The organism is Halorientalis brevis (assembly GCF_023077655.1).
Genome location: NZ_JALLGV010000003.1, coordinates 271,445 through 287,867 on the forward strand (window position 1 = coordinate 271,445; position 16,423 = coordinate 287,867).

17 protein-coding genes are annotated in these 16,423 nt (G+C 66.7%); 8 read left to right on the forward strand and 9 right to left on the reverse strand.

Annotation, left to right across the window (positions count from 1 at the left end; translation table 11 throughout):
- Positions 1-9: 9 nt before the first annotated feature.
- Positions 10-801 (reverse strand): helix-turn-helix transcriptional regulator, encoded by a 792-nt coding sequence (locus MU553_RS06855; RefSeq protein ID WP_247377047.1) that lies wholly within the window; start codon positions 799-801, stop codon positions 10-12.
- A gap of 225 nt (positions 802-1,026) precedes the next feature.
- Here MU553_RS06855 and MU553_RS06860 point away from each other — a divergent pair, with 225 nt between their 5' ends.
- The 4 genes from MU553_RS06860 (at position 1,027) to MU553_RS06875 (ending at position 7,605) form a co-directional block, all read left to right on the forward strand.
- On the forward strand, positions 1,027-1,980 hold the full coding sequence (locus MU553_RS06860) for an AEC family transporter (protein WP_247377049.1): 954 nt from the start codon (positions 1,027-1,029) through the stop codon (positions 1,978-1,980).
- A 116-nt stretch (positions 1,981-2,096) separates the two neighbouring features.
- On the forward strand, positions 2,097-3,917 hold the full coding sequence (locus MU553_RS06865; protein WP_247377051.1) for a histidine kinase N-terminal 7TM domain-containing protein: 1,821 nt from the start codon (positions 2,097-2,099) through the stop codon (positions 3,915-3,917).
- A gap of 47 nt (positions 3,918-3,964) precedes the next feature.
- Positions 3,965-5,314, forward strand: coding sequence for a 7,8-didemethyl-8-hydroxy-5-deazariboflavin synthase subunit CofH (gene cofH, locus MU553_RS06870; protein ID WP_247377053.1), 1,350 nt, complete (start codon positions 3,965-3,967; stop codon positions 5,312-5,314).
- A gap of 122 nt (positions 5,315-5,436) precedes the next feature.
- Positions 5,437-7,605, forward strand: a complete 2,169-nt coding sequence (locus MU553_RS06875) for a glucosidase family protein (protein ID WP_247377055.1) — start codon at positions 5,437-5,439, stop codon at positions 7,603-7,605.
- A 63-nt stretch (positions 7,606-7,668) separates the two neighbouring features.
- Here MU553_RS06875 and cofG read toward each other — a convergent pair whose 3' ends face one another.
- From cofG to MU553_RS06905, 6 genes are all read right to left on the reverse strand, one after another.
- Positions 7,669-8,772 carry a 7,8-didemethyl-8-hydroxy-5-deazariboflavin synthase subunit CofG gene (cofG, locus tag MU553_RS06880; protein ID WP_247377056.1) on the reverse strand — a complete coding sequence of 368 codons (1,104 nt, stop codon included), beginning with the start codon at positions 8,770-8,772 and terminating at the stop codon, positions 7,669-7,671.
- A gap of 52 nt (positions 8,773-8,824) precedes the next feature.
- On the reverse strand, positions 8,825-9,121 hold the full coding sequence (locus tag MU553_RS06885) for a DUF7577 domain-containing protein (RefSeq protein ID WP_247377058.1): 297 nt from the start codon (positions 9,119-9,121) through the stop codon (positions 8,825-8,827).
- Between the two features lie 52 nt (positions 9,122-9,173).
- A complete protein-coding gene (gene cofC, locus MU553_RS06890; protein WP_247377566.1) occupies positions 9,174-9,821 on the reverse strand; it encodes a 2-phospho-L-lactate guanylyltransferase in 648 nt (215 codons plus the stop codon).
- Between the two features lie 120 nt (positions 9,822-9,941).
- A complete protein-coding gene (locus MU553_RS06895) occupies positions 9,942-10,712 on the reverse strand; it encodes a hypothetical protein (RefSeq protein ID WP_247377061.1) in 771 nt (256 codons plus the stop codon).
- Positions 10,690-11,868 carry a tubulin/FtsZ family protein gene (locus MU553_RS06900; protein WP_247377063.1) on the reverse strand — a complete coding sequence of 393 codons (1,179 nt, stop codon included), beginning with the start codon at positions 11,866-11,868 and terminating at the stop codon, positions 10,690-10,692. Before MU553_RS06900 ends, MU553_RS06895 begins: the two co-directional genes overlap by 23 nt.
- Before the next feature lie 146 nt (positions 11,869-12,014).
- Positions 12,015-12,920: a complex I NDUFA9 subunit family protein gene (locus MU553_RS06905; protein ID WP_247377065.1), complete on the reverse strand. Its 906-nt coding sequence runs from the start codon at positions 12,918-12,920 to the stop codon at positions 12,015-12,017.
- Between the two features lie 122 nt (positions 12,921-13,042).
- Here MU553_RS06905 and tmk point away from each other — a divergent pair, with 122 nt between their 5' ends.
- On the forward strand, positions 13,043-13,621 hold the full coding sequence (gene tmk / locus MU553_RS06910) for a dTMP kinase (RefSeq protein WP_247377066.1): 579 nt from the start codon (positions 13,043-13,045) through the stop codon (positions 13,619-13,621).
- A gap of 9 nt (positions 13,622-13,630) precedes the next feature.
- Here tmk and MU553_RS06915 read toward each other — a convergent pair whose 3' ends face one another.
- Positions 13,631-13,963, reverse strand: a complete 333-nt coding sequence (locus MU553_RS06915) for a DUF7991 family protein (RefSeq protein ID WP_247377067.1) — start codon at positions 13,961-13,963, stop codon at positions 13,631-13,633.
- A 92-nt stretch (positions 13,964-14,055) separates the two neighbouring features.
- On the opposite strand from MU553_RS06915, the gene MU553_RS06920 reads away from it, so the two are divergent.
- Positions 14,056-15,090, forward strand: coding sequence for a thiamine pyrophosphate-dependent enzyme (locus tag MU553_RS06920; RefSeq protein ID WP_247377069.1), 1,035 nt, complete (start codon positions 14,056-14,058; stop codon positions 15,088-15,090).
- A 3-nt stretch (positions 15,091-15,093) separates the two neighbouring features.
- Here the strand turns inward: MU553_RS06920 and MU553_RS06925 are convergent, their stop codons facing one another.
- Positions 15,094-15,324, reverse strand: coding sequence for an Lrp/AsnC ligand binding domain-containing protein (locus tag MU553_RS06925; protein ID WP_247377071.1), 231 nt, complete (start codon positions 15,322-15,324; stop codon positions 15,094-15,096).
- Positions 15,325-15,470: 146 nt separating this feature from the next.
- Between MU553_RS06925 and MU553_RS06930 the strand changes: the two genes are divergently transcribed.
- Positions 15,471-16,160 (forward strand): potassium channel family protein, encoded by a 690-nt coding sequence (locus tag MU553_RS06930; RefSeq protein ID WP_247377073.1) that lies wholly within the window; start codon positions 15,471-15,473, stop codon positions 16,158-16,160.
- A 2-nt stretch (positions 16,161-16,162) separates the two neighbouring features.
- Complete coding sequence (locus MU553_RS06935; protein WP_247377075.1) at positions 16,163-16,393, forward strand: Lrp/AsnC family transcriptional regulator; 231 nt, start codon at positions 16,163-16,165, stop codon at positions 16,391-16,393.
- Positions 16,394-16,423: the final 30 nt, after the last annotated feature.

Here is a 16,423-nt window from a genome sequence, read left to right on the forward strand (position 1 = left end):
AAGACGTTTTCATCCGATTTCGGCGCTGTCGATCGGTGTCGCTCGCTCCCAGTAGCGCTCGTGGACGTCCGCTGCCCAGGCCCTGACGCGCTCGTCGTCGGTGTCGATCGAGGCGCGGACGAGGCCCTCCTCGTCACGCAACAGCAGGTGCGTCCGGTCGTCGGTGACCTCCATCGCTAACGGGACCTCCTCGCTGGCCACCCGGATCGACGCTCCCGCCGCGTCGTTGATCTCGCGGAGTCGCTGGCTCAGCTCTGGCGTCTCCACGATCGCGTCGATCGCGTCGGCGCTGAACACGCCCTTCGCGGTGAGCGTCCCGTCGGTGACCCGCTCGCTCAGCAGGTCGAGCTTGTGCCTGTTGAACGAGTGTGAGAGGAGCAGCGCGGTGTCGGCCTCTTCCAGCAGTTCGACCATTCGCTGGATCGGGGCGTTCGGTCGCGTCCCGCTCGGGGTGGTGATCGTCGCGTCGCTGAACGCCTGGAGGCTCACGTCCATCGCCTCGGTCGGGAGCCAGGGGATCACGTCGCGGAGCCGCGTCTCCGTCTCGAGGCGGTCCTGGAGGTCGGTGATGCCGGCTTCGACGAGTTCGCCGGTCGCGGTCGCGCGGTAGCGCTCCCCGTCGTAGGCGATCCAGTGTCGCTCGGCGAGATCTCTGAGGACGCGCCCGATCGTCGGCTGTGACGCGTCGACGGCGTCGCCGAGTTCCCGGCGCGTGTACGCGTCGTCGGTCAGCGCCTGTAACACCTCGATCCGATAGGGCGACCCGGCGAGAAACTCGATCTCCGCGAGCGAATCGCTCATAGGGTCGGGTACTCGGTCACCGACATAGAGGGCTTCGAACCGCGAAACGGTTTCAGGCGCTGAAAGTCCACGCGCCGCTGACGACGTTTCCGCGACTGAATGGGTTTCTGAAATGATACTCGTGGGTCGAGCGCCGAGGAGGCGTATGCACCTCGCAGTGACACGCACGATCGACGCCAGACTTCGACAGCGACCAGTGCGACCCTCGTGCGGGGGTGAGTCACCGTGTCGTTGACGGCCGCGTTCACCAACGCCGTGTTGCCGATCCTCGCCGTCGCCGTGGTGGGCTATCTGCTGGCGCTGACCACCGACGTCGAGGTCGGACCGCTGAACACGGCCGGGCTGTACGTGCTCGTGCCGGCGCTGGCCTTCCACAGCATCGTGACGACCGACCTCGGTGGCGGCGCGGTGGTCAAGCTGAGCGTCGGCGTGGTCGGCTACGCCGTGCTCATGATCGCCATCGCCTGGGCAGTCGGCCGACTCACCGGCGAGTCCGGGCCGCTCCTGGGCGCACTCATGCTCGCCGCGGCGTTCCCGAACTCGGGGTTCGTCGGTATCCCCCTCTCCGAGTTCGCGTTCGGGGACACCGGCCGCACGACCGCCGTCCTCTATCTCACCGTCCAGAACCTCGTGGTCTACACGCTGGGCGTCTACATCGCCTCTCGGGGAACCAGTCGCAGCGCGGTCGGGGCGGTGACGGAGATCTTCCGACTCCCGCTGCTGTACGCGGTGGTCGCCGGCGTCGTGGTGCGTGCACTCGGCGTCGCGCCGGCCCCCGAGACCGCCGTCATGGAGACGATCGGCCTGGTCGGCGACGCGTCGATCCCCGTGATGTTGCTCATCCTCGGCATTCAACTGGCCGAGACGGACGTGACGGCGGTCTCCCGCTCGGTCACACCATCGGTGCTGAAGCTCGTCGTCGCCCCGTTCGTCGGGATCGGACTCGCACTCGCGCTTGGGTTTGCCGATCCGACGGTCGCGAAGGTGTTCGTCCTCGAGTCCGCGACCCCGGCAGCCGTGATCCCGCTGGCCCTGACCATCGAGTACGCCGACACCGTCACCCACGACGGCATCTCCGCGCCTGAGTACCTGAGCACCGCGATCTTCACGACCACGGTCGCCAGCGTCGGCGTCCTCACGGTGCTCGTGGCCGCGCTCCAGGCGGGCGTCCTCTTCTGACTGCCGGAGCGTTAGACCTGCCGCCGCGAGACTCGTACGCTGCAGTCGACCGGACTCAAAACTGAGAACGCGGGCCAAACCTACAAGGCGGTTTACCCGTCACCTATCCGTATCCGATGGTGACGAGTGCACTGCTTCTCGGGGGGTATCTGCTCAGCGCCGTAGCGATGGCCGCGTTCGGGTATCTCTACTGGACCAACCGGAACGTCACGGGGATGCAGTTCCTGCTCGTCGCAGCGCTCGTCGGCACCGTCCAGTCGATGCTGTACCTGCTGTTGCTGATCGCGCCGTCGCTGCCCACGAAGGTACTGCTCTGGCAGCTGTGCAGCGTTCTCGGCGCGGGCGTCGTGTTCCTCTGGTACGTCTTCACGCTGGTCTGGACGGACCGTCGCCGGCTGGCGACCCGGCGGGCGCTCGCGCTCGTCGCCCTCCCCCTGGGACTCGGGAGTTTCGTGATCGTCACCAACGCGTCCCCGGCGTTCGCCGGCGGACACTCGCTGTTCTGGTCGTCGGTCGCCGTGGCCGATCCGTCGGGCCTGGCCTCGCCGCTGACGTTCTCCTTCGGGCCGGCGATGCTTGTGTACTATGGGTACGTGACGCTGCTGGTCGCGGGGAGCGTCGCCTCGCTCGCGGCGTACACGCTGGGAGCCGACCAGCAACTGTACCGCTGGCGGAACACCATGCTGGTGCTGGCCGGCGCGACGGCCGTGCTCTTCGGCGTCGGCTTTGCCTTCTTTCCGGCCGCGTTCGAGCCCCAGCCGCTCGCGTACGTCGTCGCGGGCAGCTTCGTCGCGGTCGGGATCGCTCGCTCGGGCACCTACGACGTCGTGTCGCTGCCGGAGAACGCTCTCATCGAGGCCATCGACGGGGGCGTCCTCGTCTACGATGCCGACGGGGTGGTCATCGAACTGAACCAGGCGGCCGAGCACCTGCTCGGGTTCGACGACGACGTCGTCGGCAAGGGCGTCGTCGCGATGGTCGAACTGGCGGAGACGTTGCCGAGCGTCCGCTCGACCGACGAGTCGACCGACGGAACTGCGTCCGACCCCGCCGCCGTCGCGGACTTGCTCGACGGGCACGAGTTCACGACGACTATCCACGGCACCACGCGAACCTTCCTGGTTCGCGTCTCCGCGCTGACCGACCGGAACGACCGACGACTGGGCTGGACGGTACTCTTCTACGACGTGACGGACCTGCGGCAGAAACAGCACGAACTCGACCTGCTGAAGCAGGTGCTCAGCCGCGTGCTCCGGCACAACGTCCGTAACGACCTCTCGGTGGTCAAGACGAACGCCGAACTGCTCGAAGAAGAGGCGACGGGACTGAGCGCCGAACGGCTCCAGACCATCCAGGAGAAAAGCGACAACCTCCTCGACGCGAGCGAGAAGGCCCGAACCGTCGAACGGCTGCTCGAAGGCGACCGCACCCGGAACGAACTCGACGTGGTGGACATCGTCGAGGACGCCGTCGAGACGGTCGCGACCGATTTCCCCGCGGTCGACTTCGAGACGTCGCTGCCCGATCGCTGTTCGGTGCGCGCACACTGGGCGCTCTCCCAGGCCGTCGAGAACGTCGTCGAGAACGCGGCGATGCACAACGACGAGACCGACCCGCAGGTGGTCGTGGCCGTCGAAAGGGTCGACGAACAGGTCGTGGTGAAGGTCGCGGACAACGGGCCCGGGATTCCCTACACGGAACTCGACGTGCTGGAACGGAAGGCCGAGACGGCGCTGGAACACGGCTCCAGCGTGGGGCTGTGGCTCGTCGACTGGGTCGTCGACCTCTCGCGCGGCGAGATCGAGTTCGAGAACACGGAGCGCGGGTGTACGGTCACGATCTCGCTGGAGCGCGCCACGTCCGACGCCGACCGAGCGGAGTCCGACCTGCTCGACCTCGGTCTCGGCGGGTCGGCCGAAACGGCCGGCGACGACTGAACGCAGACCCGCCACGTTTTTGCGCGTTCCTCGCGTTCGACCGAGCAATGTCGGACGCGTTCGAACCGTCGGTCACCCCATCCGACGAGTTCGACTTCGATCACAGACCTGAGACGGACCAGTCGTTCGAGAACGCCCTGGCGAAGGCCCGCGACGGCGACCGGCTAACGGTCGCCGACGCGATCGAACTGTTCACGACCGGGACCGATCGCGAGGGGATCGACCGCCAGCGCAAAGAGCGCGTCCTCGAAGCCGCCGACCGCCGCCGGGCCGACGTCGTCGGCGAGCAGGTCACCTTCGTCGCCAACGTAAACAACAACGTCACGACCGCCTGCAACACTGGCTGTCTGTTCTGCAACTTCAAGGACCGCTCCGAACAGTTCCGGACGAGTGCCGACGTCGACCACGACGGGTTCACCAAGACGCCCGCCGAATCCCGGCGGATCGTCGAAGACGCCGTCGAGATGGGCATCTACGAGGTGACGTCGGTTTCGGGGCTCCATCCGGCGCTCGCGCTGGACGACGAACACCTGGAGATCCTGCAGGCGAGCGACCGCGGCGACCTGAACTACCGGCCGGCCGCCGAGTACGACACCGATCCCGGCACCTACTGCGAGCAGATCGAGGCGATGAGCGTCGACGGCGTCCACGTCCACTCGATGACGCCCGAAGAGGCCTATCACGCCCGACGCGGGACCGACTGGTCCTACGAGGAGGTGTTCTCCCGACTCGAGGACGCCGGGCTGGACTCGGTGCCGGGGACCGCCGCCGAGATCCTCGTCGACGAGGTGCGGGACGTGATCTGCCCCGGCAAGATCGACACGGGCGAGTGGCTGACGGCGATGGAGGCCGCCGCGTCGGTCGGCCTCGACACGACGGCGACGATCATGTACGGCCACGTCGAGAACGAGGCCCACCGGGCGCTCCACCTGGAGCGCGTCCGCGAGTTGCAGGACCGCACCGGCGCGATCACGGAGTTCGTCCCGCTCTCGTTCGTCCATCACGACACGCCGCTGTTCGAGCGCGGGATGGTCGACGGTGGCGCGAGCACCGACGAGGACGAGTTGATGATCGCCGTGTCGCGGCTCTTCCTCGACAACGTCGACCACGTCCAGTCCTCGTGGGTGAAGTACGGCGACGCCCAGGGCCTGAAGATGCTCAACTGCGGGGCCGACGACTTCATGGGCACCATCCTCTCCGAGGAGATCACCAAGCGCGCCGGCGGCGAGTTCGGCGAGTACCGCTCGGTCCAGGAGTACGTGGACATGATCGCGGCCATCGGCCGCGTCCCGGCCGAGCGCTCGACCGACTACGAGCAGGTCCGCCGCCTCGACCCCGACGAGTCGCCCCATGGCCCGCGTCTCGGGCCGAAGGCCGACGGCACGCCGTTGCTGTGACGCTGGCACCCCGGTCTTTCTCGCCGTACATCTCGGCAGAACCGTGACGAGCGACTGACGAGAACCGCGCGACGGCGGCAGTGTTTTTCCGTCTCCACGCCGTAGGTACTCCCTCGCAAATCATGGTAGACGGTCCCACGCGCCGTGATTTTCTCTCCACGCTGACCAAAGTCGGGGTCGTTACCGGGACGACGGGGGCTGCGACGGCGGGCTACCGGCTCTCGACGTTGCCCATGGATCTTCGGAACCTCGATCTCCCACCGGCGGCGATCGCACGGCTCGCGCGCTCGTCCCCGGTCGATTGGCAGTACTGCTGGGACGCCGCCATCTCGACCGTTCCACAGCTCACCATGCTGTTCGGGAACAAGCTCGGCGGGATGCAGGAGCTCTCCGCGGAGGCCGGGTTCGTCTCGACGCCGGACGACGGCATCGCGGCCGGCGTCACCGAAACCGGCCGCATGAGCACGCTCCTCTTTCCCGCGACCGGCTTCACCCACCACCTCCCCTACTACTCTCACGACGCCGCTGCGCCGCACCTGGGAGCGAAACCACACGCGGGCGGGTTCGGTGGCCTCCGCCTCGACGGGACGACGACCTGGCTGTGGGACGACGCCGCCGATCACGGGATCGACTACGAGCCCGACACTGGGCTCCTCGAACTGCAGTACGACTTCCCGCGCGCCGCACTCACCGGGGCAGCAGACGACGCCACGGTTCGCTCGCGGGACGACGCTGCCGGTCGCGTCCTCGTCGACGAGACGTTCGGCGTCGTTCCCGGGACCGAAACCATCGCTCGCGAGTTCCGGGTCCACAACGAGTCCAGTGCGCGCCTCGACGGCGAGTTCTACTATCACACCCAGGCGAACGTCACGGCCAACCAGCAGAACTTCGTCGTCTGGCAGTCCGACGAGAACCGCCTCGTCGCCGACGACGGGCTGCGCTGGACCGACCTCGACGGTCCCTACGAGCTGTCGATCTACGGCGACTCGCCGGTCACACATAGCAGCGTTGCCCGGACCGGTCCCGGCGACTCCGACGAGGCGACCGCCAACGCTCCCGCTGGCCTCCTCCCGTCCGTCGTCGAGAGCGACCGCGCCAGCGTCGAGGGGCGTTACCTCTCGGGCGTCCTCGGGTTCGACCTTTCGGTGCCGCCCGGCGAGTACCAGGACCTGACGATCTTCGTCACCGGCGGCCCCGACGTCGCGCGACTGCCCGAACAACTGGCCGCGAGCCGCGACCGGCGATTGGCTCGCGCTCGTCGATACTGGGCGGATCGGGTCGGGAATCTCCAGGTCGACGCGCTCCCGGCCAGGTACCGCGAGGCGGCCGTCCGCGCGGCGATCACGGTCTCCAAGCTGGCGGACCCGTCCTCTGGAAGCATCTCGGCGTCGGGCAACCTCCAGCCCTCGTACTACCCGACCTGGCCGCGTGACGGATCGTTCGCCGCCGTCGCGCTCGCCCGCGCCGGTCTGCCGGAGCCGGGGAAGCGATACCTCGCCCGGTACCTCCCGCACGTCCAGGAGGACGACGGCTCGTTCCGGCAGTGCTACGACAGTCGCGGCGTCGACGCGGGCGTCCTCACCGTCGAGAACGACCAGCAACCGATCTACGCGTGGGCGGTTCGGGAGCTGTACGACGAGACCGGTGACGAGTCGTTCCGCCGGGCCGCCTGGCCCGCCGTCAGAGACGCGCTCGACTACACCGTCGACGCCGTCGCGAGCAACGGCCTGCTGGTCGCGACGCCCGACATCCAGGAGGGTCCGACGTCCTCGCACCAGTCCCTCTGGACGAACGCGATGGCCTACGAGGGGTTGCTGTCCGGCGCGACGCTCGCACGGGTCGCGGACGAGGACCCGGCGCCGTACAGCGAGGCCGCCGAGACGATCGGCCAGTCTCTGCGTGACCGGTTTTTCGACCGAGACCAGTTCGTCACAGACGTCGGGTTCTGGGGAACTCAGCGCGACCTCAAGGGGTTCAACGGCGCGGCTGTCTGGCCGTCCCGCTGGGCCGCCGCGTTCGGTGAAGTCGGAACCATCACGAGCGCGCTGCGAGAGAACTACAAGGAGCAGGGCATCGCCTGGATTCCCGGGGAGCTGCTGGCTGCCGGCGCGCTCGCGCGGGCGGGCGATACCCACACTGCCGACGCGATCCTCGACGACGTGCTCGCACAGACGGCCCCGAGCGGCTACCTTGCCGAGGAGACGACCGACAGCGGCGAGCACATTCTGGGCTCACCGCTCGGCTGGTCGTCCTCGATGCTGCTGCTGGTGCTCGCCGAACGATTCCAGTAAATCGGTGCCGTGGACTCCGCGGTGCGTTCTGCACCCGTGGCTGCGTCTCCCGCGAGTCGACGCTCAGGGCTGCTGTTCGGGCGGGTCGGACAGACACGCTCGGAACCGTTCGCCGGCGTCGTCGTCGGCCCGGAGCGCGTCGCGGATCGTCGGCGAGAGCCACTCCTCGTCGACGTACCGCTCGTAGACGGGCAAGCGCTCGGTGAGCGGCACGCCCGCGTGGTCGGCGACGGCTTCCAGTTCGCGCAGGCCCGGCCACTCGTACTCGGGATTGATGTGGTCGACCGTCACCGGCGAGACGCCGCCGAGGTCGTCGATGCCGCAGTCGACGAGATCTCTTGCCGGCGCGAGGTTCGGCGGCACCTGCACGCTCACGTCGTCGGGCAGGCCGGCGCGGGCCATCGCGACGACGCGGCGCAGCGTCTCGACGCTGGGCGTTCCGTCCTGCCAGCGCTCGTTCTCGACGACCGGCTGGACGATGACCTCCTGGACGTGGCCGTAGCGCTCGTGTAACTCCCGGATGGCGAGCAGACTCTCGGCGCGGTCGGTCCAGTCCTCGCCGATGCCGACCAGAATCCCGGTCGTGAAGGGGACGCCCAGTTCGCCGGCGGTCCGGATCGTGTCGAGTCGCTGGCCCGGACTCTTCGCCCGCGGGCCCCCGTGGGCCTGCACCTCGGCGGTGGTTTCGAGCATCACTCCCATCGAGGCGTTCACGTCGGCGACGAGTGCCAGCTGCTCGCGCGTCTGGTCGCCCGGGTTCGCGTGCGGAAGCAGTCCCTCCTCGAGCGCGATCTCGCAGGCCTCCCGGAGGTACGCGTGGATCGAGTCGTGACCCCACTCGGCGAGCTGGTCGTGGACGGCGGCGTAGCGGTCGTCGGGGTCGTCGCCGAACGTGAACAGCGCCTCCGTGCAGCCGGCGTCCGCGCCGCGACGGACCGTCTCGCGAATTTCGTCGGGGGACATGAGATCGGCCTGGCCCGGCGGATCGTAGTACGTGCAGTACGTACAGGTGTAGCGGCAGGCGGTCGTCAGCGGAACGAACACGTTTCGGCAGTAGGAGAGTTCGGCTGCCGGCTCGACGTCCGCCGGCTCGACGTCGAGCAATCGCTCGATCGCTGCCTGGGCTGGCGCGACGTCGATCCCGTACTCGGTGGCCCCCGGAATCACATCGATTGCTCCGTACTCGACTCGGAAAAAGGGTCCAGTTCCGGCGAGCCCGTCAGATCGGGCTCACGCAGCGGCCACAGTACGCGAACCCGGACTCGTTCGTCGCCCCGCAGTACGGACAGGCGACCATCCCGGGTGGCAGGTCGGGAGTCTCCTCGTCGAGCACTGCTGGCGGTCCGGCCTCGAACTCCGGGTCCGGACTGTACATCTCCATCTCGTCGGCTCGCCACTGCTCACGACGGTCGAGCCCCTCGCGGACGATGTTGACGATGACGGGGATACAGATCATGAGCGCCGCTAACAACAGCACCGTGATGACGAGCAGGTACAGCCGGGCGGGCAGGGACACGGTACCGACGCTACGGGCTCGACGGTCTTAGAAGCTTGTTAACATGTGGCGGTCAGTTGGTTTCCACTGGTGTACCGTCGCGCGCGAGGCCGACTCTGCCGTCGGTCACGTCGAGATCGAACCCCGCTTCGCGGAGCCACTCGCGTGACTGGCCCGACCCGTGGAGGAGCACCTCGACGAGATCTGCCGGTTCGTCCACGTCGGTGGCCAGTCGCATCGAATCGACCTCCCTCACCGTGGCCCCGACCTGCTCGGCCGCGCGACGGTGGTCGCGGATCGAGGCGCCGTGATAGTCGACGCGGAACGCGGGGTGTCGCACGAGGAGCGCGTTCGTCCCGCCGCCCCGTCCGGGTGCCAGGACCACGTCGCCGTCGGCTGCGAACAGGTTCTGGAGCGCCCGTGGCGTCGCCAACGCGAGGTCGGCCATGACGACGGCGACCGCCTCGTGCGCTCCCGTCTCGAAGGACGACGCGAGTACCGCGTTGACTGCCTCGGTGAGTGGTCGGTCGTCGACGGTGACCGGGACGTCGCTCTCCACGGGATCAGTGGCGAGCAGTTCCGGGTCGTGATCGGTCGCGTCGAGCGCCGAGAGCACGTCACTGAGCATCGCGCGAGCGAAGGCCTCGCGTTCGGCGTCGGTGAGTACGCCGCCGAGTCGCGTCTTGGGCATCTCGGTCGCGAACGGGACGACGACGCGCATGGTCGCGTCTTTCCGCGGGACCACTAAATCACCCCGGTCTCTTCGATCGACGGATAGCCGCGCGCGGCGGGTTGCCGGTGAAGACCGGGGCAGAAAAACGAGCCGCAGTCGGAGACGAACTTACCGCAGTTTGTCGTAGTCGTCCTGCTGGTTGCGCCAGTACCAGACGCCGCCGACCACGACGAACAGGACCACAGCACCGATGCCACCGAACAGCAGCATCTGGTTGGTCTGCTTGGACTGCTTTTTCTGCTGTGCCTGGTTCTCGGCGTCGTTGGCGTTGGAGATGGCGTTCTCGTAGTTGCCGCTGTTGTACGAGGAGATCGCCTGATCGAGGTCACTCTGCGCTTCCGAGTCACCGCCGGCCTGCTCGATGGTGGCCTGTGCGGAGTCGATCGCCTCGCGAGCCGTCTTGCTCTCGTTCGTGTAGTGGTGGACGCTGTACGTCTTCAGCGTCTCGGTGTTGCTACCCGTCGTGCGCTTGACTGCGACGAGCGTGACGTTCTCGCGGGGCTCGTAGTTCGGATCTTCGAGGGCTGGGACGTCCCCGCGGATCGTGATGCGAACCTCGTCGCCCTTGGGGTCGCTGGCGAGCGCCTGCTCGAAGGTTTTCTCGCCGCCGGACCACTGGTTGATGCGGCTGCCCTGGTCGTACTCCTCGACCGTCCAGCTCACGTTGTTCAGTTCCGTCTCGGTGCGGAGGGTCCACTCGGCGTTTTCGGTGTACGCGTCGTCGATGACGACCGTCGTGTTCACTTCCGAGCCGACTTCGGCTTCCTCCGGAACGTTCGATGCACTCAGCTCTAGCGCCGCCGCCGTCCCGGTAGCCCCCAGCAGGACTACCAGCAGCGCCGCTACCACCGCTGTCTTAGAAGAGCGGATCCAACTCATCATCTTCGTCCTCGACTAACTCCTCTAAATTCGCTTTGCTTTCGTCACGGATCTCGTCGATGTTGTCCTGTGCCTCGATGGCCACCTGCTGGAGCTCCTTGATGCGCGGAACGTTGTGGACGCCCGACAGGAGGATGACGCTCGCGACGTAGCCCGAGTCCGGCACCGGGTAGTCGCCACCGCGGACCTCCATGCTCCCGGTCTGCTCTTCGAGCCACTTCCGGCCGCGCTCGATGCCTTTCCGGTTCAAGTGCTGTGGCGGACCGCTCATGACGAGCAGCGCGCGCTCGGAGCCCTCGATCTCACAGGGCAGCGTCAGCCGACCGAGCGCTGCCTTGCGGACGAGGCTGGTGATCCGGTTGGTGGTGTTGGCCGAATCCATGCCGTCGTCGTCGTCACCGCCCTTGAACCGCGAGAGGAGGCCGCCGTCGTTCTCCTGCTCGACCTCTTCTGCGGCGTAGCCGACGGTGGATACGCCGCCGCCGGCGAGCGTGTTGATGATCTCCGAGGAGTCGACGACGCTCTCTGCGACGGTGCCGCCCTGGTTGACCTCACCGGCACCGAACAGGATGCCGAACCGCTTGACGATCTCGTCGTTGATGGCGTCGTAGCCACCTTCGACGGACTCGCCGGATTTGCGCCAGGCGTCGTTGTCGAACACGAGCAGGTTGTCCACCTCGCGCACGAACGTCTGGAACGAACGGGCGGCGTTCAGCGTGTAGATGCCCCCTTCGTCGCCGCCGGGCAGGATACCAAGCCCGTAGACGGGTTCGGTGTAAATTCGTTTCAGGTGTTTCGCCAGCACCGGGGAACCCCCGGAACCGGTCCCACCGCCGAGCCCGGCGATGATGAGGAAGGCATCGACTTCGTGGACAGGGATGTTGTCGATGGCTCCCTGCACCTCGTCGATGTCTTCTTCGGCGATCTCGGCACCTAACTCGTTGTCGGCGCCGACACCGTGTCCTTTCACTCGGGCCTGTCCGATCAGGACCCGGTTGTCTTCCGGTACGTTTTCGAGACCCAGTAGGTCGGCTTTAGCGGTGTTGACGGCAACGGCGGAGCGGACGATCCCGCTTCCCGTCCGTTCGTCGTACTCGAGGAACTTGTCGACGATTTTCCCGCCCGCCTGGCCGAACCCGATCATCGCGAGTTTCATATCTTCGTCTCCGTATGAAAAGAAACAGTCCCATAATGTGTATAAGTTTTATGCCCGCTTATCAACAATTAGAACGACTCATTAAACGACAAATCGCCTGAAAGCATCCAGTTTAATGACCTCTTACTCGCCCCTAAAATGGGTCCTTATCCCGCCGCCGTCAGGTATTCTTGCAGCGTCCGCATGTCGGGGGAGTCTCCGTCGAAAGCAGCGACGTCGTTGTCTGCTGTCGTGTTGTCGAACTTGAGTGATCGGTACTGATCTGCGCCCATCGGGAACCCAGGAACCGCGCCCCCGAGTTTCAGGCCGATGCCGGCCAGTCCCATCGGAATCGGAACGATCGAGACGGACTTCCCCTCGGCGTCGTACACCATGTTCGTGATCTCCCGCAGCGTGAGCACTTCCGGGCCACCGATCTCGTAGGTCCCGCCGACGTGTTCGTCTTCCTCTAGCGCGTCAGCCAGCATCGGGACGAGGTCGCCCACCCAGATCGGCTGGAACCGCGTCTCGCCGCCGCCCGGTAGCGGGTAGATCGGGAGTCCGGGTGCGAACATCCCCTTTAGCTTCTTCGTGAAGGAGACGAACTCGCCGCCCTCGCCGAACACCACGGACGGGCGGAAGACGACCCAGTCGAGCGCGGAATCGCGGACGATCTCCTCTGCCTCTCCCTTCGAGCGGATGTATGCCGTCGACCCGTTCGAGTCGGCGCCCAGCGCGCTCATCTGGAGCAGCCGGTCGACGCCGTGTTCCTCGGCGGCAGCGACGACGTTCCGCGTCCCCTCAGTGTGTACTGCGAAGTGCTGGTCGTCGCCCCCTTTCGGCTTGAACAGCGGCGAGAGGGCGACCAGGAACACGACGGCGTCTTTTCCTTCGAAGGCGCCTTCGATCGAGTCGTAGGCGGTCACGTCACCCCGCACGGTCGAGACGCCTTCCGGGAGGTCCTCGTCCTCGGGCGTGCGCGACACGACGGTCACGTCGTGGCCGCGTTCCGTGAGTTCCTCACTCAAGTGGGTGCCGATGAAACCGCTGCCGCCGACAACGAGTACGTTCATACGACCTACTGTTCGTTTTATAACTCTTTAAGGATGGTGCGCAACTGGTTGGGTACGTCGATAGGTAGCACGACTGCTCGGTCGAGCGCAATCGTTTACAGGCCGTCCCTCGCAGTGACGGTATGCTCATCACGCTGGAGGGGATCGACGGCAGCGGGAAGACCACCGTCTGGGAGGGGCTCCACGACGAGTTCGACGCCACCTTCACCCGTGAGCCGACCGACTCCTGGTACGGCGACGCCGTCTACCGCTCGATCACCGACGACGACGCCGATTCCCTGGCCGAACTGTTCCTCTACACCGCCGACCACGCCGACCATCTCTCGCGGGTGATCCGTCCCGCGCTCGCCGACGGTGACCTCGTCGTCTCAGACCGCTACTCCGACTCGCGGTACGCCTACCAGGGTGCGAGTCTCGAGGGACGAATCGACGAGCCGATGGCGTACGTCCAGGAGATTCACGAGCCCTTTACGCGGGTCCCGGACTGCACGCTGTACTTCGACGTGCCACCGGAACTTGGCGCGGAACGCAGCGGTGCGACGAACAAGTTCGAACAGACGGACTATCTCGAACGGGTTCGCGACAACTACGAGGCCCTCGTCGCGGCCGATCCGGACCGCTTCGTCCGCATCGACGCGACCCAGTCTCCCGAGGCCGTGCTGGACGAAGCCGCGACGGCGATCGCTGCCCGTCGCGACTGAGCGACCCCGCTACCGGGTTCGCTGCTGACGGGTCCGGTCGGGGACGTCGACCTCGTCGGGAGCCGGCATCCAGAAGAAGTCGAAGGCGATGCCGAGCGCCATCGGCAGGACGATCGTGACGCCCAGGACCGCGTTCGCGGTTCCCAGGTTGGGTCCCAGTCCGATGCCGCCCAGGACCAACACCACTGCCACGAGCGGCAGCGGCAACAACAGGGCGGTGTAGAGCGCGCTCCCCCAGCCTGTGTTCAGTCGCACTCGGAAGAACCGCGTCGCGAGCGCTGCGATGGTGGTGTTGACACCGAGAATGACGAGCAGTCCCACGACGTCGGCGACGCTGACCATATCGGGCGTACGTGCCACGGAACCTTTGGCGTGTCGGAACCGCGCCCGAGGTGAGGTCACCCTTTTTACCCTCTCCCTCGGAGCACTCTGCCATGCATCGGGTCATCGGTGAGCGGGAGTTCTCGGACGTGACGATCGCCGAGGACCAGGCACGCGAGTTGCTGGCGGCGATGGTGCGAGCGCGGGTGTTCGACGAGCGCGCGCTCGCGCTCCAGCGGCGCGGCTGGATGAGCGGGTATCCCCCGTTCCGCGGACAGGAGGCGTCACAGGTGGGCGCGGCCCACGCGATGGCCGCCGACGACTGGCTCTTCCCGACCTATCGCGCCAACGCCATGCAACTGGCCCGCGGCGTTCCGCCGAGCGATCTGCTGCGCTTTCGCCGCGGCCACCCGGAGTTTCACTCCGACCACGACCTCCCGCACTTCCCGCAGGCGATTCCGATCGCGACCCAGCTCCCCCACGCGGTCGGCGCGGGGATGGCCGCGAGCTACGAGGACGCCGACCACGCCGTCGTGGCGTACTTCGGCGACGGTGCGACCAGCGAGGGCGACTTCCACGAGGCCTGCAACTTCGCCGGAGTATTCGACGCCCCCGTCCTGTTCTTCTGCGAGAACAACCACTGGGCCATCAGCACCGCGCGGGACCGCCAGACCGCCGCTCCCTCCATCGCGGCGAAGGCCGACGCCTACGGGTTCACGGGCGGCCAGGTCGACGGCAACGACCCGCTGGCGGTCTTCGAGTTCGTCCGGTCGGCGCTCAAGCGCGTCCGCGAGTCCGAACCGGTGCTCGTCGAGAGCCTGACCTACCGCCAGGGGCCACACACCACCAGCGACGACCCCGACCGGTATCGTGGCGACGAGGAGCTCCCCGAGTGGCGGACGCGCGACCCCATCGACCGGTTCGCGGAGTACCTCCGCGCTGAAAACGTCGTCTACGACGGCTTCCGCGACCACGCTCGCGAGGAAGCCACCGAGGCGATAGACGACGCCGTCGAAATCGCAGAAGCGGCAGGTGAGTCGGGCCCCGACGACGTGTTCGAGCACGCCTACGCGGACCTGTCACCACGCGTCCGCGAGCAACGAGAGACAGTGCGAGGTCGCGCTGAGCGCGACGAGCCGGACCGCTGAGTCTCACTCCAGGCAGATGTAGGTGCGCGTGTCGGCGACGCCGTCGAGATCACGGATGTCCGTCGCCACCGAGTGCATCACGTCGTACACTTCGTCATCCTGGGCCTCCGCGATGACGTCGTACTTGCCGGCGACGATGTGTGCCTCGTCGATCCCCGGTAACTCCCGAGTCTCCGTGAGTAACGCCTCGGATTTCCCCGCTGCCGTCTTCACCATGATGTAGGCCCGTACCATCGTGACATGTGGTACTCCGTCACACAGCAAAAGCTTTGTTCCGACCACGTACTGAGAAGTCAGTATATGGGTTCTGACACGATCTCCGACGGCCGCCGGCGACCGACCGGGATAGCTTTATGACTTCCCGTGGGATTATGTAGCATATGAGATTCGTTATCATGGGTGCGGGTCGCGTCGGCTTGCGCACCGCGCGCGTGCTCAAGGAGGAAGGACACGAGGTCGTCGTCGTGGAGAAAGACCAGAAGTCCGTCGAGCGCGCCCGCAAAGAGGGGTTCGACGTGATCGCGGGTGACGGATCAACCGAGGCGGTGCTGGCCCAGGCAGACCTGGCCAGCGCCGACGCGCTCGGCGCGCTCTCGGGCGATCTGAACGACAACTTCATCGCCTGTCTGATCGCCAAGCACCACGGCTGTCGCACCGTGTTGCGCATCGACGAGGACTACCGCGAGGACATCTACCGCCGGTACGCCTCGGACGTCGACGAGGTCATCTACCCCGAACGCCTCGGTGCCATCGCCGCCAAGAACGCGCTCATGGGCGGGTCCATCCGCGCCGTCGCCGACATCGCCCGTAACCTCCAGATGGTCGAACTCACGGTCACCGAGGGCTCGCCGATGCAGGGGTACACCCTCAGCGAACTCGAACTCCCCGCCAAGGCGCAGGTGCTGGCCTTCGGCAAGCAGGGCGAGACGTTCGGCCTCCCGGACGCCGACGCGTCGCTCGAAACGGACGACCGCCTCGTCGTGCTCGCGGACTTCGAGGTGCTCGACGACGTCCGCCAGATCATCGTCGGTGACGGCAACACCCGCGCCGCAGCCATGGGAGGTGCCTGAGCGTGGTCACTGCCTACGTCATGGTCAAGGCGCTCTCGGGCGAGGCCGACCGCCTGAAATCCGAGATCGAGGCCATCGAGGGGATCGTCGAAGCCTCGATCGTCGCCGGCGACGTCGACTTCATCGCCAAAGTGGCGGTCGACTCCCCAGCCGAAGTCAAGAACGTCGCCGCAGACGGCATCCAGTCCATCGACGGCATCGAGAACACGCAGACGTACATTGCGATGGATTAGTACCTTTTTACTTCACCGGGTGTCCTCGGG

Coding starts and splice junctions, on each gene's coding strand:
- MU553_RS06855 (WP_247377047.1), bottom strand. CDS start 801: ATGAGCGATTCGCTCGCGGAGATCGAGTTTCTCGCCGGGTCGCCCTAT.
- MU553_RS06865 (WP_247377051.1), top strand. CDS start 2,097: ATGGTGACGAGTGCACTGCTTCTCGGGGGGTATCTGCTCAGCGCCGTA.
- cofH (WP_247377053.1), top strand. CDS start 3,965: ATGTCGGACGCGTTCGAACCGTCGGTCACCCCATCCGACGAGTTCGAC.
- MU553_RS06875 (WP_247377055.1), top strand. CDS start 5,437: ATGGTAGACGGTCCCACGCGCCGTGATTTTCTCTCCACGCTGACCAAA.
- cofC (WP_247377566.1), bottom strand. CDS start 9,821: ATGCGCGTCGTCGTCCCGTTCGCGACCGAGATGCCCAAGACGCGACTC.
- MU553_RS06895 (WP_247377061.1), bottom strand. CDS start 10,712: ATGAGTTGGATCCGCTCTTCTAAGACAGCGGTGGTAGCGGCGCTGCTG.
- MU553_RS06900 (WP_247377063.1), bottom strand. CDS start 11,868: ATGAAACTCGCGATGATCGGGTTCGGCCAGGCGGGCGGGAAAATCGTC.
- MU553_RS06905 (WP_247377065.1), bottom strand. CDS start 12,920: ATGAACGTACTCGTTGTCGGCGGCAGCGGTTTCATCGGCACCCACTTG.
- tmk (WP_247377066.1), top strand. CDS start 13,043: ATGCTCATCACGCTGGAGGGGATCGACGGCAGCGGGAAGACCACCGTC.
- MU553_RS06915 (WP_247377067.1), bottom strand. CDS start 13,963: ATGGTCAGCGTCGCCGACGTCGTGGGACTGCTCGTCATTCTCGGTGTC.
- MU553_RS06920 (WP_247377069.1), top strand. CDS start 14,056: ATGCATCGGGTCATCGGTGAGCGGGAGTTCTCGGACGTGACGATCGCC.
- MU553_RS06925 (WP_247377071.1), bottom strand. CDS start 15,324: ATGGTACGGGCCTACATCATGGTGAAGACGGCAGCGGGGAAATCCGAG.
- MU553_RS06930 (WP_247377073.1), top strand. CDS start 15,471: ATGAGATTCGTTATCATGGGTGCGGGTCGCGTCGGCTTGCGCACCGCG.